Source organism: Streptococcus sp. S5 (assembly GCF_034134805.1).
Lineage (GTDB): Bacteria > Bacillota > Bacilli > Lactobacillales > Streptococcaceae > Streptococcus > Streptococcus lingualis.
In genome coordinates this window covers 515,746-530,256 of sequence record NZ_CP139419.1, presented here as the reverse complement: position 1 = coordinate 530,256, position 14,511 = coordinate 515,746, and the positions used below count along the sequence as shown (strand labels likewise).

At 42.5% G+C, this 14,511-nt stretch carries 12 protein-coding genes; 7 read left to right on the top strand and 5 right to left on the bottom strand.

Annotated features, from left to right (window positions below):
- Positions 1-83: 83 nt before the first annotated feature.
- Together SM123_RS02445 and SM123_RS02440 are read left to right on the top strand one after the other, a co-directional pair.
- Positions 84-827, top strand: coding sequence for a DeoR/GlpR family DNA-binding transcription regulator (locus SM123_RS02445; RefSeq protein ID WP_320909759.1), 744 nt, complete (start codon positions 84-86; stop codon positions 825-827).
- Between the two features lie 12 nt (positions 828-839).
- Positions 840-1,649: a Cof-type HAD-IIB family hydrolase gene (locus SM123_RS02440; RefSeq protein WP_320909758.1), complete on the top strand. Its 810-nt coding sequence runs from the start codon at positions 840-842 to the stop codon at positions 1,647-1,649.
- 90 nt (positions 1,650-1,739) lie between these two features.
- On the opposite strand, the gene SM123_RS02435 is transcribed toward SM123_RS02440, so the two are convergent.
- The gene (locus SM123_RS02435) at positions 1,740-2,687 is read right to left on the bottom strand and encodes an AEC family transporter (protein ID WP_003008680.1); all 948 of its coding nucleotides are present in this window, start codon (positions 2,685-2,687) and stop codon (positions 1,740-1,742) included.
- Positions 2,688-2,770: 83 nt separating this feature from the next.
- Positions 2,771-4,396: a malolactic enzyme gene (locus SM123_RS02430; protein WP_320909994.1), complete on the bottom strand. Its 1,626-nt coding sequence runs from the start codon at positions 4,394-4,396 to the stop codon at positions 2,771-2,773.
- Positions 4,397-4,788: 392 nt separating this feature from the next.
- On the opposite strand from SM123_RS02430, the gene SM123_RS02425 reads away from it, so the two are divergent.
- From SM123_RS02425 to SM123_RS02415, 3 genes are all read left to right on the top strand, one after another.
- Positions 4,789-5,139 (top strand): helix-turn-helix domain-containing protein, encoded by a 351-nt coding sequence (locus tag SM123_RS02425; RefSeq protein WP_003008684.1) that lies wholly within the window; start codon positions 4,789-4,791, stop codon positions 5,137-5,139.
- A gap of 111 nt (positions 5,140-5,250) precedes the next feature.
- Positions 5,251-6,126, top strand: a complete 876-nt coding sequence (locus SM123_RS02420; RefSeq protein ID WP_070586908.1) for a LysR family transcriptional regulator — start codon at positions 5,251-5,253, stop codon at positions 6,124-6,126.
- Positions 6,127-6,427: 301 nt separating this feature from the next.
- Positions 6,428-7,846 carry a VWA domain-containing protein gene (locus tag SM123_RS02415; RefSeq protein WP_320909757.1) on the top strand — a complete coding sequence of 473 codons (1,419 nt, stop codon included), beginning with the start codon at positions 6,428-6,430 and terminating at the stop codon, positions 7,844-7,846.
- A gap of 41 nt (positions 7,847-7,887) precedes the next feature.
- Here SM123_RS02415 and SM123_RS02410 read toward each other — a convergent pair whose 3' ends face one another.
- Positions 7,888-8,769, bottom strand: coding sequence for a LysR family transcriptional regulator (locus tag SM123_RS02410; RefSeq protein ID WP_320909756.1), 882 nt, complete (start codon positions 8,767-8,769; stop codon positions 7,888-7,890).
- Positions 8,770-8,886: 117 nt separating this feature from the next.
- On the opposite strand from SM123_RS02410, the gene SM123_RS02405 reads away from it, so the two are divergent.
- Complete coding sequence (locus tag SM123_RS02405) at positions 8,887-9,930, top strand: threonine aldolase family protein (protein ID WP_320909755.1); 1,044 nt, start codon at positions 8,887-8,889, stop codon at positions 9,928-9,930.
- A gap of 65 nt (positions 9,931-9,995) precedes the next feature.
- On the top strand, positions 9,996-12,710 hold the full coding sequence (locus SM123_RS02400; protein WP_320909754.1) for a DEAD/DEAH box helicase family protein: 2,715 nt from the start codon (positions 9,996-9,998) through the stop codon (positions 12,708-12,710).
- Between the two features lie 68 nt (positions 12,711-12,778).
- Here SM123_RS02400 and SM123_RS02395 read toward each other — a convergent pair whose 3' ends face one another.
- Both SM123_RS02395 and SM123_RS02390 read right to left on the bottom strand, forming a co-directional pair.
- On the bottom strand, positions 12,779-13,402 hold the full coding sequence (locus SM123_RS02395) for a TetR/AcrR family transcriptional regulator (protein WP_037617500.1): 624 nt from the start codon (positions 13,400-13,402) through the stop codon (positions 12,779-12,781).
- Between the two features lie 25 nt (positions 13,403-13,427).
- Complete coding sequence (locus SM123_RS02390; RefSeq protein WP_320909753.1) at positions 13,428-14,510, bottom strand: ABC transporter permease; 1,083 nt, start codon at positions 14,508-14,510, stop codon at positions 13,428-13,430.
- Between the last annotated feature and the right edge of the window lies 1 nt (position 14,511).

Sequence of the window (14,511 nt, the reverse complement as noted above, 5' to 3'; positions counted from 1 at the left end):
ACTTAAAATTACGCAAAAAACACTTGTATCCGCTTATAAAAGCAAGTATAATACAGATAAGAACAGAAAGAAGGAGCCAAGTGATGTACCAGGAACAACGACTCGAAAAAATCCTAAAACTCTTAGAGGAGAAAAAGCAATTATCTGCCAAAGAAATGGTCGACTACTTCAAGGTCTCCAAAGATACTATCCGCAGAGACTTTGCCCTTCTGAGCCAACGCCAGCTAGTCCGTAGGACCCATGGTGGACTTCTCCCCTTAAACAAAGAACCCGGCCCTTCTTACCTAGACCGTAGCCAGAGAGCCAACAAGGAAAAGACTGCCATGGCTCAAAAGGCCCTGCAATTGATCCAAGATGGACAAGTGATCTTTCTCGATGTTTCCACCTCGATGACCCTGCTTGCTGGCATGCTGAATAAGGAAGTCACGGTCTATTCGCATTCCCTTGACAATGCCATCCAGCTCAGTAGCCATTCCCAGATTGACGTTCATCTCTTAGGCGGGAAATTCTACCCTAAAAACCGCTTCTACTATGACGCGAATCAAGCACACATACTGGACAATCTTCGCTTTGATCTTGCTTTTTTTGGAGCGAGTAGCTTAGCCAATGGCGAGGTCACCTTCGAGGATGCTGAAGACGTTGCAGTCAAGTCTCTCGTTTTTGAGCGGACTCGTACCAAGGTGCTGGTAGCAGAAAGTGCCAAGTTCCACCAACATGCTAACTACTATCTCGCTCGTCTCCAGCAATTTGACTATTGGATAACCGATCAAAAACCTAGCCCCGACATCCTTAAACTGGTTGGGAGCGAGACCACTATTCTCTATTAGGAGGTAATCTTTATGTCTCACATTCGTCTCATCATCAGCGACATCGATGGTACTATTTTAAATGATCACCATCAGATCGATCCAGAGTTGGCATCATTGATCCCGGATTTAAAGCGCGAAACCATTCCTTTCGTGCTGGCCTCTGCTCGCTCTCCAAAAGGGATGGCTCCTATTGCCAAAGAGCTCGGCATAGAGGACTGTCCCATGGCCTGCTACAATGGAGCCTTAATCCAAAAAGGAGATCAGGTTCTGTTTGAGCATCCCCTAGACAAGATTGAAGCCCGTCAATTTATTGATTGGGCCAACCAACACTTCCCTCAAGTTTCGATCAACCTCTATAGTGGAAAAGACTGGATGACCGATCATCTCGACCAATGGAGCCAAGAGGAAGCCCGGATTACAGGGGAAAAACCTCTTATTCTTCCCCTATTGGATCCTTTGCTGGATATGACAAAGCCCCTCCACAAATTGCTCTTAATTGGAGAAGCAGAAGAGATCCAAGCCCTCTATCGTGCAATTCCCGCCGACGACTTTCCTTCTACCGCCTTTTATCTCTCCAAAGCCAACTACCTAGAAGTTACTGCTAAGCACGTCTCTAAAGAGGATGCTCTGGTTGAGCTCGCTAATCACTACCACTTGAGCTTAGAAGAAGTCCTCACCATGGGGGACAACTTCAATGACCTCCCTATGCTCAAAAAAGCAGGCATCGGGGTCGCTATGGGCAACGCTCCTCAAGATGTGAAAGAGGGAGCAGCAGTCGTGACAAAGACCAATAATGAAAACGGGGCTGGGCAAGCGGTTGAAACCTATGTGTTGATCTAGTCATCCGTTTAAAAAGGACGTCGAGTATAATACCCGACGTCCTTTTTAACGAATGTATAGCACTAAAACTACATCCTTTTCATATAAATGCTATCCCAACAATGTCTGCAGAATTGGAACCACAATCACAAATAAGACTGTGCTGAGAGTGACCACATTCGTTGAAAACTCAACATCGCCTTTACCTTGATTGGCAAGGATAGGAAGAACTGCCAAGGCTGGTGTTGCTGATTGAATCATAAAGGTTCTAAATTCTGGTGCCACCATATTTGGAGAGAAGAACTTCAGAACCAAGAGCATGATGACCGGTGCAAGAATAAAACGACCAACCAGTGTGATAATGGTATCTTTATCAAAGCGAATGGTGTTCAAACCTGCCTTAGCTAGGACGATACCGATATAGACAAGAGATAAGGGCGTTGTTAAACTACCAATATAAGTCAAGGTGCTTTCCGCAAAACTTGGAACAGGAATACGCAACACCAAAAAGACGAGGGCTACGAGAAAACCTAATAAAGGAGCTGGGAAAAGCTTCTTCCAATTAAATTTTTGAGCCTGTTTTGAAGCCCCTTCTTTACTATCAGAAGTCATTAGATAGACACCTAATGTCCAAGTAGATACTGTATTTGTAATATAATAAACCAAGAAGTAAGGAAGGGCTTGATTTCCAAACAAAGCGATATTTAAAGGCAAACCAATAAATATGGTATTGGCATTAACAAAGGTATTAATCATGGTTCCTCGACGACCCGGGCGCACTTTAAAAACTTTCACTGCGATAAAGGCCGCTAGGTAACCAAGAATGAAGGCGATAAAGGTATACAACAAACCGCCAGACAAGCTAATCAATTTATCTAAAGTTAAATATTTAAGAACAGAGGTAAAAATTGCAACAGGCATGGCCACGTTCATAATCAGTTTAGATAGGTCATTTCCGAAGCTCTCTTGAAACCAACCGCGGACTTGCAAGAAATAACCAAGAATGATGATGACGATAATGGGTACAATACTCTGAATTGAAGTTAAAAAGATTTCCATAGTCTCTCTTTCTATCTAACAGGACATACAAGAAAAGGTGTACGAGGCATCCAGTCGCACTCGTACACCTCCATTAAATCTACTTATTTATATTCTGGATACCATTTCAAATCACGAACTGCTTTAGCCATATCTGTTTCTTGAGCACGCGCAAGACCTTGTTCTTGCGCTTTTTTAGCAACTGCTTCTGCTACTTTGATAGAAACATCAGCTACATACTTGAATGGAGGCAAGACTGGTGCTCCTGGTTCGCCTGGATTGACAATACCACTCAATGAATGTGCGGCTGCTCCAATCATTTCATCCGTCAACAGACTCGCTTCAGAAGCTAGCATACCAAGTCCAAGACCTGGGTAAATCAGGGCATTATTCGCTTGACCAATCACGTAGTCCACCCCTTTATAGGAAATCGTACCAGCTGGAATTCCTGTTGCAACAAATGCTTTTCCGTCTGACCATTCGATCAAATCTTTGGCACTTGCTTCAGCTAGTTTGGTTGGGTTTGACAATGGGAAAATGATAGGACGTTCAGTGTTTTCACACATAGCTTCTACAATTTCTTTTGTGAAAGTATTTGGCTGAGTGGAAGTTCCCACAAGAATAGTTGGCTTAACCGTCTTCACTACTTCAAGAAGGTCCGTCAACTGATCTGCATTGGCAAAATCAGAACGTTTCTTAGCAAATGGTTTTTGTTGCGGAGTCAGGTCATCCATGTCATCAAAGAGCAGACCTTGTTTGTCGACCATAAAGAAGCGTTTATAGGCTTCTTCTTCAGAAAGGCCTTCACTGACCATTTCACGAAGGACACGAGAGGCAATCCCTGCACCAGCAGTCCCACCACCATAGCAGAGATAAACTTGATCCGTTAATTTTTCACCTGTAATATCCAATGAACCAAAGATACCTCCAAGGGTTACGATACCAGTTCCTTGGATATCATCGTTAAAGGTTGGAATTTGTTTTCGGTATTTTTCAAGGATGTTGGCAGCGTTTAAGCGACCGAAATCTTCCCAGTGAAGGTAGAGTTTAGGGAAGAGGCGTTCTGCAGTTTGAACAAATTGATCGATAAAATCATAGTAACGATCACCACGCACACGTTCGTGACGATTTCCTAAGTAATTAGGATTGTTACGCAATTCTTCACGGTTGGTACCTGCATCAATGACCAAAGGAAGTACCATTGAAGGATCAATTCCTGCAGCCCCAGTATAGACCATCAATTTCCCAACAGAAATATCGACACCATTTGTTCCCCAGTCGCCAATACCGAGAATACCTTCTGCATCTGTCACAACAATGAGACGAATTTCACGGTCCCCTGCTGCATTTTTCAAAGTTGCTTCGATATTTTCAGGATGATTGATATCAAGATATGCGGCATATTGTGGATCTACAAAGAGATCGCTATACCCTTCAATGGTATCAGCAATAGTTGGATCATAGACAATTGGATTAAACTCTTCCAAATGTTGAGCAAATAGGTAGTAAAATAGAGTACGATTAGTATTAAAGATTTCCATTAGGAACAAACGTTTTTCCAAATCGTTAACCTTCGTTTGCATTTGCGCATAAGTTTGCGCTGCTTGTTCTTCAATGGTTTGAACGTAAGGTGGTAGAAGGCCAATGAGACCTAGTTGCTTACGTTCCTCTATAGTAAAGGCAGTTCCTTTATTGAGGAAAGGGTTGTTTAAAATATCATGTGCAGTCATCATGTGACCTCCTTATTAGTTTATTCTATTATATCACTTATTTGCATTAAATGACACTTCGTTCTATATATGATACAATATGAATGAATCAGTTAATGAAAGTTCAGGCGATACAACCGAAAATGATGCGATTTCAAAAGATAACAAAATAATAGGTTCATCCATCACTTCCTAGATAGTCACGGTCATCTCTTAAAAAAGCCTGTTCCTTTCCACCTTTTAGAAGGTTATTCTCATCAAAAGATCCACTGTTTTCAGGTATTCTTTTTTCTACTTATGATGATCAATACCTATAAAAGCCATAGATAATAAATCCAAAATATGTTTGTTATAAGATACTTTGTTTTGTTTAAGGTGTTATTTTTGTCATTTAAAACTTGTATTCTGGTTACATGAAAACAAAACATTATTTACAACGGTATATAGCGCAAAAGGTCAAATATTTGCGAAAAAAACAAAACATGAGTCAAGAGGAGCTATCGGAACGGGCAGATCTTGGATTAAAATACATCAATCAATTGGAAAATCAAAACGTGAATCTGACCATTCACAGTCTTGAAAAAGTCATTTCTGCTCTTGAGTTAACGCCTGAAGAATTCTTCAATTTTAATTCACTTGAATCATCTTCAGATCCTAACGACAATCTTTCACTTAAGAGAGTAAATATGAAAATTAAGCAACTTCCAGTTGGAAAAAGGGAGAAGATCCTAACGATTTTCGAAGATCTTTTAGATAGCCTTTAATGATCCTCTGACTCACCTCAGATTGTAACAAACAAAAAATCATATAGTCAAATTAGCTATCACGGATAATTTTTGCTTATCCATGTCTGTCTATTTAGAAGAGGGAGCCCAATGAATCTTAAGGACTTTTATTATTTTCTTGATCTTAGTCAACAGCAATCCTTTACTGGGGTTGCCCAAAAACACGGGATCAGTCAACCATCCGTTTCCTATGCGATTAAACGACTAGAAAAGGAATTTCACTGTCCATTAATCGCGCACGATCCTTCTCATCGTACTTTCAAATTGACGCCCCAAGGAGAAATCTTGCTACGACATATTCAAAAGGTCTTACCTGAGATTCAAGGGGCCAAAAAAGAGATCCTCCGGAGTCTCTCTCAATTCAATACGGTTGGTTTCCCACCAATCATCATTGACTATCTTGTCCGAAAACAACCCGCCTTTATCAGTAATGTTGCAGCTCTTCAAAGTATCCATCCTGTCCAAGAAGGATCTGTCGAACTTTTAGAAATGCTTTCCAAAGGGGAACTAGATGCTAGTTTTTTAGGGAGTTTGGAACCGATTAAAGATCATCGCTTCCAGGTAAGAGAAATAGCCAAACGAGATCTCTTCTATATCCTTCATCATAACCATCCACTAGCCTCCAAAAAAGTATTACAATTTTCAGACGTCATCGATGAAGATTTTATCATTCCAGATGAGCACTTTGTTCATTTAAAAGCCTTTGAACAGTTGAATGAGCGCTATCACCATGAGGCTACACCCTTCTTTCAGACGGATGATATTCAGCTTCTAAAACAACTCCTTCGTAAACAAGTGGGGATCAGTTTACTAGCAGATCTTGCACTAACAGATGGTGAAGAAGAACTGATCGCGATTCCGATGGCAGAAAGTGAACGGATTAGTTTTTACGTTTCACTAGTTGAACCGAAGGAAAGTAATCTCAAACCAGAGGTCATCCAATTCTTTGAAAAATTACTAAACTAATCGTAGTCTTTGTTCTTAGTGCTAATGCAGAAACATAAAAAAAGTGACTAGCTAGTATTTTTTACGACTAAAAAATAGAGTAGAAATGCCGATAAAATAAGGATTCCTGCAAATTTGTGGGAATCCTATTTTCTTTTGCATGTTTTGTATATTTAAATTATTATGTGAATATTTTTCTTGTTCGGCTTTTTATCAATAACTAGAGATATAAAAGTCGGCAAAAGCCTTGATTATTATACCGTTGACAAGTTTTTCAAAAACCTGTATGATAGAAAAAAGTTTATTAAAAAGGGGACGTATTTTGAAAAAATATACTATTTCACGTAAACAAACTTTAACTTTAGCATCCGTTGTTTTAGGAACTGTCTTCACAGGAACGACTATTGCTTCAGCTGATGACGTTGCACCTAGCACAACCCAAGCTGCTCCTGCAGCTACTACAGCCACAAAATCACCTATCACGGCTGCAACAGAAGAAATCAACGCCAAAGCCAATACACCAGTTGTTCCTGCTGATAAAGCAAAAACTGGGGATATCATCGCTGTGGACGTCAAAAAAACTGGCCCATCTGCTAAAACAGACGGTGCAGACACCACCACTACTTCAACAGCAACCATCAAAACGACTAGCTTAGCAGATCCAAACACACCTGTTGGCACTTCAAAACCGGTCTCATCTACTAAGACAGCTACATCAACCAAGGAAACAGCGGACTACACTGAGACAACAACTGAAACAGTTAATAAAACAACTGTAGTCGAAGTGACAAAAGAAGCCGATGTGGTCAATAAAAAAGAAGTTCAAGCAACATCAGACATCGTCTTTGTCATTGACAAATCAACTTCAATGGATTCTCACATCAGGGATACGATGAAGAATGTCGAGACCTTCGTTCGTAATCTATCGGCAAAAAATATTCAAGCTCGTTTAGGATTGGTTGAATACGAAAGAGCTAGTGAAGTTAAATACCATGATTTCAATGGATCTAAGTTCACAAGTGATCCAGAAACTTTCATTTCTGCTTTGAAAACCATCAAAACTAAAGGCTACTATGAAAATGCTACTGTTCCATTGCATCATATCGCTACTTCAGGAGACTACAACTGGGGGACTGGGGCAAACAACCATCGCTTTGCTTTCTTGATTACAGATGAGGACATTGATCTTACAAAGGATACACCAACAAAAGAAGCGACACTGAAAGCCCTTCAAGATGCTGGTATCTCTTTGACAGTGGTTGGTGAAACACGTGAAAAAAAAGACTTTGATCCATTGGTCAATGGAACAAATGGTCTCTACCTAGATATCGACAAAAACTTTGCTAACTTGTTGAACGTTCAATTTGCCAATAAAGTCGTTGAAACTGTCCAAAAAGGTCGTGTCTTCAAAGTCCAAACAGACAAGTATGAGTTGATCTCAAAATCTCATCGTGTGGCGAAAGCAAAACCACAAACACCTAGTATCCAAACGCCTGCAACACCGACTCCTACTCCTCAAAAACCGGCTGTTGTAACCCCTGCGAAACCGACTGTATTCACACCTGCTAAAAACGAGCCTGCCAAAACAGCAGTCTATATCGCACCTGCAGCTCTTCCTCAAAAAGAAGCAAGTCTTCCAAATACAGGAAGCAAAAACTCCATTGCTTTGACGACTCTAGGTCTTGGTCTTCTTAGCATGGGTGCTGCCTTTGGACTCTCTCGTAAAACAAAGAAAGACTAACATGAAAAAGCCTAATCAAATGATTAGGCCTTTTTCAATCTCTATTCCAAAAACTCTACCATCCATTGCTCTAAACAGTCCATAAATCGTTGAACAGCTGGAGATACTTTTTCTTTTTTAGGGAGGGCCATCCCAAGAGAAACAAAGCGTTTCGGACTGAGCGGAACTTGCACCACTTCTTCTTTCCAGTCTCTTGCGATCATCGCTTGGTTAAAGCTGACTCCTAGACCAACCTTGACCATCTGATAGGTCGTAAAGCCGTCTTTTGTTGTGAATCGTGTCTGCAGATTAAGGCCTTCTTGCTTGATTAAACGGTCTTGGTCTGTATCTTGACCAGGTAAGGTATGGATAAAATCTTCTGTTTCCAGATCTTTAATTTTGTAAGTCTTTTGTTCGGCCTTGGGATGATTTTTCGGCAACCAAGCCACCAAGGGGTCTCGATACAATTCTTTCCAGCTGTACTCTCCACTATCCTGAGGCTCCGCGCACAGACAAATATCGACAGATTTCTCAGCTAGCCACTTGGCAATCTCCTTATTTCCACCTTCTAACAGAGTAATCTGAATGGATGGATAGGTTTCGGAAAATGCTTTTAAGAGGCTAGGCATCCACATGGAGGACACGCTAAAGTAGCAGCCAATTGTGATGGAACCTCTGACTAAGCCCTTGATTTCCTCACTGACTTCGACCGCCACCTGATTGGCATCGACAATCTCTCTAAAATAAGGCAACATCAATTGCCCATTTTCCGTTAAGCGAACGCCCTTTTTGTTGCGGATGAAAATTGGAAAGTCCAACTCTTCCTCTAAACTCGAGATCATCCTTGTAATCCCTGACTGGGTATAGTTCAGCTGTTCAGCTGCGGCTGAAAAAGAGCCGGTCTCACTCGCTACTAAAACAGCTTGGCATTTACTGGCATCCATAAACTTCTCCTCCTTATCTATTCCATTATATCATAGATAAGATGAGTTTTTGCCGTTTGTGTAATATCAAAAATTATTTTAAACTAATAGCATCAATAAAGAAAGAGAAGCAACCAAATGAAAACACAACTGAATTTCGCCAACGACTATTTACAAGGAGCACATCCTAACATCCTTAAGCGGATGATGGAAACCAACCAAGTGGAAATGACAGGTTACGGGACAGATCCGATTACTGAAAGTGCCATTGAACGGATTCGAGAGGCATGTGACTGTCCCCAAGCAGAAGTTCGCTTTCTTATGGGCGGGACCCAAACCAATCAAATCATGATCGATAGCCTCCTTCAATCTTATCAAGGAGTGATCGCAGCGAAAACTGGGCATGTCAGTGTGCACGAGGCTGGGGCTATCGAGTTTGGTGGCCACAAGGTTCTAGAACTCGATACAGCAGACGGAAAATTGAACGCCCAACAAATCAAAGAAACCATTGAAGATTACTGGGCAGATGGCAATCACGAACACATGGTCATGCCAGGCATGGTCTACATCTCACAACCGACTGAGCTTGGGACCCTCTATAGCAAATCTGAATTGGAAGCCATTGCTCACGTCTGCAAAGAGCACGAGGTCAAACTCTTTGTCGATGGAGCCCGTCTAGCCTATGCTCTGGCTTGTCCTGAAAATGATGTGACTCTAGCCGACCTCGCCCAGCTCTGTGATGCTTTTTACATCGGTGGCACCAAGTGCGGGGCCATGTTTGGAGAGGCGGTAGTCATTCCCAATCCTCGTCTTCTGCCTTATATGACCACCATCATCAAGCAACACGGTGCTCTCTTAGCTAAAGGCAGACTGTTAGGCATCCAATTTGACGAATTGTTCAAGGACCATTTATATGACACTATCGGTCAAGATGCGATTACTGATGCCAATCAAATCCGTCAAGCTTGTAAAAGAGCAGGACTCCCCCTCTATTTTGAAAATCCGACCAACCAGATCTTTTGCTTGGTGACCAAAGAGCAGATGGAAAAACTCTCTGAAAAAGTGGTCTTCTCCTTCTGGGAAAAGTATGATGATGAACTAACCGTTATTCGTTTTGCGACCTCCTGGTCCACTCGAAAGGAAGATGTAGAAGCCTTGTGTCAGGTGATTGAGTCACTCTAAGGCTTGAAGGGATCGGTCGCTCACCTCATTTATGATATAATAATCCTGATAGAGGGAGGAAACCAATGTTACAAGAACTAGCCTTTACAGGTCAATGGAGACACTATCAAAAACGAGTTCTCGATAAGAGTGACGCTTTTATGGCGGATGGCCACCTGCATTTGGTAGCAGCTCCTGGCTCTGGAAAAACAACCCTGGGAATCGAATTTATCAGACGCTTCGGCCAGCCAACCCTGATCTTGGCTCCTACGGTCACCATTCGTCAACAATGGGTGGACCGGATTATCCAGGCATTCTTGAGTGATGAAAGCCAAGCGGAGCAATTGATCTCTCAGGACCTCAAACATCCTAAGCTGATTACAGTGGCTACCTATCAAGCCCTACACAGCGCCATGAACCAAGTCGTCGGTCAATCACAAGCTGAGGATACCGATGATCAGGCAGAGATTGAAACATTTGATTTCAAAGACTTTGATATCTTTACTACTTTCAAAGCCATCTCACTCGGCACCCTTTGTTTAGACGAGTGCCACCACCTGCGCAATGAGTGGTGGAAGAGTTTGGAAGCCTTTCGTCAAGCCTTCCCTGACTTAAAGATGATCTCCCTTACCGCTACCCCTCCCTATGAAGGAGACCCTGCCCTTTGGGATCGCTATATCCGCATGTGTGGTGAGATCGATGAGGAAATTACGGTTCCCGAATTGGTCAAGGAAGACACCCTTTGTCCTCATCAAGACTATGTCTACTTTGCCTTTCCAACCAAGGAAGAGCAAGAGCAATTGGATGCTTTTAGCCAACAAAAGAATGCTCTCTTGCAACAACTGACTTCCGATCCCCTCTTTTGCCAATACCTCCAAAACTGCCAAGCTTTATCGGGTCAGATCAGTGATGATGAATTGCTCAATGATCCCAAGTATCTCTCTGCTACCCTGATCTTTCTTCGAAGCAAGGGAATTGACTTTCCCCAACGTTTCCAGGACCTTTTAGGAGCCAAAAAACTACCTGCTTTCACCCTGGACTGGCTTGAAATTCTCCTGCAAGGCCTACTCTTTCAGGTGCCTCACTGGTACAATCTACCTGAGGATTACGAAAAGCAAGTTCTCCATGAACTAAAAGCAGCCAGCTTGATCGATCGAAAACAAGTCAAACTGGTCCGCAACAAAAAACAAGACCTTCTGCTCAACCAATCCCTCGGAAAACTCAATGCGGTTCGAGAGATTTTCAAGGCCGAATACCAGACTCTTGGTAGCCGACTGCGCCAACTGGTCCTAACAGACTACATTCGCCAAGACTTTGAGGTTCATCTCGGGAATAGGGACGCCCAATTCACTCAGTTGGGAGTACTCTCTTATTTCGAATCCATTCGCAGGGAAAGCTTAGAGCAAGCAACTCCTCCCGCCATCGCTGTCTTGACTGGTAGCATCGTCATCATCCCGACGGTTGCTAAGCCAAGATTAGAAGAACTTCTAGGGGCGGACAGACTGACTTACCAAAGTGTCGGCCAATTATCTCCAGATGACTTTCTCAAGGTTCGCTTGGTTGGTTCTCAACATGAGTTGGTGACAGCTGTGACCCAGCTCTTTCAAGAAGGGCTTATCCAAGTCGTCATTGGAACCAAGTCACTTCTAGGGGAAGGCTGGGATGCTCCTTGCGTCAATTCCCTGATCCTAGCGAGCTTTGTCGGTAGCTTTATGCTCAGTAACCAAATGCGAGGTCGTGCCATCCGAGTGTGGCCCGAAGATCCAAATAAGACCAGCAACATCTGGCACCTGGTCTCCATTAATCTTTCCCTAAAAAAATGGTATGAAAAGTCCGATCTTGAAAAAGAAGAGATCGAAGCCATCACTGATCAGTTGAAAGAATACAGTCCTGATCTGGAGCTCTTAGAAAGACGGATGAAACAATTTTTAGGCCTCCATTACAAGGAGCCCTTCATCGAATCTGGCATCGAACGTCTAGCCTTTGACAATATCCGCTATACTAAAAAACAGTTGCAAAAACTCAATGAAGAGACCTTAGAGCGCTCTACCCATCGTCAAGAACTCCGAGACGGCTGGAAATCAGCCCTGCCGATTCTGGAGAATATGGAGATTGCTAACGAGGTACAAGTGGATAAACACTTCCTGCCCCTGGCCCTATTTTTTGACGCCAGAAAGCTAGCTCGTTGGCTGACGGCCGCAGCTTTGACCGATTCTGTCGCCAACCTTTTTTACTATTCACATAGAGGCGGAGGGAATAAAGCGTCTCTAATTCTTCTATTCGTTTTAGCTGTTCTCGCTCTCCTTGCTTGGCTGCGCTACTATCTCTATAAGAGCCCTTATAAACGGTTAGAAGTCTTCGGCCAGGCTATTCACCAAGCCCTACTCCTTTCTGGCCAGATCCAGACCCAAGAAACCCGCATCCAAGTCGTACGAGACAGAAAGGATGCCATCAACACGCTGATCTATTTGAAGGGCGGAACCATGCGGGAAAAGGAACTCTTCTCGCAAACCATGATCGAATTCTTCGCACCGATTGAAAATCAGCGCTATATCCTGAAAGCACAGGAAAAGGTATCCGATCAAACAGAATATTTCGCTGTACCAAGCCTCTTTGACAAACGGAAAGAGGATGCCCAAGCCTTTGTGGAGCAAATCCGAAAGAGCCTAGGTAAGTATGACCTCGTCTATACCCGAAGTGCCGAAGGTCGCGCTATTCTCCTTGATGCGCGCATTAAGGCCTTAGCTAATAAACAAGAGCGCACCTTCACCAAGAAACAAGTGATGTCGAATTTGAAATAAAAGTTGTAAAAAACCATATTCCCATTGAAATGGAATATGGTTTTTTGGTTTGTTTCTATCAGATCCCCCTATTTCCACAAGCCACCTAAGATTTGCTTTTCGACCAAGGAAAGATCTTCATCGGTCACTTGCCCATTAGTTCCAAGAATATAGAGCTGACCAAAATAGGCAAGCAGCGGGCCAATCAGAATACGCAGGAATTGGGAAATAGTCAGATCAGGATTGATGCGAGGGTCCGCTTTCAGTTCTTGAAGGAGGTCACCAATTCTACCCTGAATGAAACTCCAAATATGTTCTTGCTCCTGCTTGATCTTTTCATTCGAAAACATCTCCTGTAACACGATTTTTAAGAGAGCTTGATTGGTTTTGAGGTAGTTCATTCGGTCATAAACGAAATAGTGAATTTTTTCCTCTGTTGTTTGAAAATTTAAGAGTTGATCCAGAAAATTTCCCAGAAGACTAGGAAGGATCGGATGTAAAATAGCTGTCAGCAACTCATCTTTGGTCTGGAAATACTTGAAGAGAGTGGCTTGGCTAAGCCCGGCATGCTCCGCAATTTGAAGGGTTGAAGTCCCATTATAACCCTTGGTCGAGATCAAATCGACGGCTGCCTGCATAATTTTCTTCTTTCCTTTGGGATAGTCTGCCCCCTCTAAATAAGCTTCAAACGACTCAAAAATACTCTCGTTCATATCCATCCTCACATCCTTATTATTTTTATACCTTACGATACCGACGCAATCCGACAATATTCAGCATTGTCAAAGCAACAAGGAAAAGCAGTAAAACACCGATATTTGGCAAAATATCCCCAAGGTTACGTCCGTAAAGAATAATCTGACTCATGGCATCACCTGAGTAGGTCAAAGGCAAGAACTTCCCAATTGTTTTTGCCCATTCTCCCATTGAATCAAGAGGAATGATTCCTGAGAAAAAGAGCTGCGGCATAATCACAAGAGGAATAAATTGCATCATTTGGAATTCTGATTTTGCCAAGGTGGACAAGAGAATTCCGAAGGCGAGTGCTACAAGAGCCAATACTACATTAACTATTATAACATTTAATAAACTTCCGACAACTTCAATATTCAACAACCAGATAGCTGCTAAAACAACAACCGCTGTTTGAAGAATAGCGATGATCCCATAAGACATCATGTAACCATAGACGATTTCAGAGCGTTTAACTGGAGTGGCTAATAAGCGATCTAGGGTGCCGCTGGTGCGTTCTTTCAACAGCGCCATCCCTGAAATCAAGAAAACAAAGAAGAAAACGACAAATCCAATCAAGACTGGAATCATACTGGCAAAGAAGCCTGTATCTTCATTCCCATACTCATAAGATTCCTTAATTTCTGGTGATTTTGCATCCAGTTTCAATTGAGGAAGGGCCTGTTTAACACGAGTTAATAGTTGATTGGTGCCTTCACTGGCGATACTGGTCCGCAATACTTGACGGGTCATAGCAGTTTTCGAAGCATCTGTATTGGCATAATCTACCTGATACTCCCCGTCTTTATAAGAAATGACGGCGTCGACTTTCTCATCAGCCAAGTCTTCTTTGGCTTGCTCCATGTCTTTGTATGTTTTCACATTGACATGGTCCAGATCATCCATTTTCTTTACCAAACTAGTTGGTAGATCCTGCGTTGCTAGCTTGATGTTCACGGTTGTACTAGCCGAAAACATGAGGTTCATCAACCACATGATAAAGACTGGAGCCACAAACATCATGGCAAGGGTTCGTTTGTCACGAAGCAATTCTTTGATAACTTTTTTTGCAATGGCAAGGGTTCTCATC

Bases quoted from the DNA above. Each gene is read 5' to 3' on its own strand.
- SM123_RS02445 (WP_320909759.1), top strand. From the start codon at position 84: ATGTACCAGGAACAACGACTCGAAAAAATCCTAAAACTCTTAGAGGAG.
- SM123_RS02440 (WP_320909758.1), top strand. From the start codon at position 840: ATGTCTCACATTCGTCTCATCATCAGCGACATCGATGGTACTATTTTA.
- SM123_RS02435 (WP_003008680.1), bottom strand. From the start codon at position 2,687: ATGGAAATCTTTTTAACTTCAATTCAGAGTATTGTACCCATTATCGTC.
- SM123_RS02430 (WP_320909994.1), bottom strand. From the start codon at position 4,396: ATGACTGCACATGATATTTTAAACAACCCTTTCCTCAATAAAGGAACT.
- SM123_RS02425 (WP_003008684.1), top strand. From the start codon at position 4,789: ATGAAAACAAAACATTATTTACAACGGTATATAGCGCAAAAGGTCAAA.
- SM123_RS02420 (WP_070586908.1), top strand. From the start codon at position 5,251: ATGAATCTTAAGGACTTTTATTATTTTCTTGATCTTAGTCAACAGCAA.
- SM123_RS02410 (WP_320909756.1), bottom strand. From the start codon at position 8,769: ATGGATGCCAGTAAATGCCAAGCTGTTTTAGTAGCGAGTGAGACCGGC.
- SM123_RS02405 (WP_320909755.1), top strand. From the start codon at position 8,887: ATGAAAACACAACTGAATTTCGCCAACGACTATTTACAAGGAGCACAT.
- SM123_RS02400 (WP_320909754.1), top strand. From the start codon at position 9,996: ATGTTACAAGAACTAGCCTTTACAGGTCAATGGAGACACTATCAAAAA.
- SM123_RS02395 (WP_037617500.1), bottom strand. From the start codon at position 13,402: ATGAACGAGAGTATTTTTGAGTCGTTTGAAGCTTATTTAGAGGGGGCA.
- SM123_RS02390 (WP_320909753.1), bottom strand. From the start codon at position 14,510: ATGAGAACCCTTGCCATTGCAAAAAAAGTTATCAAAGAATTGCTTCGT.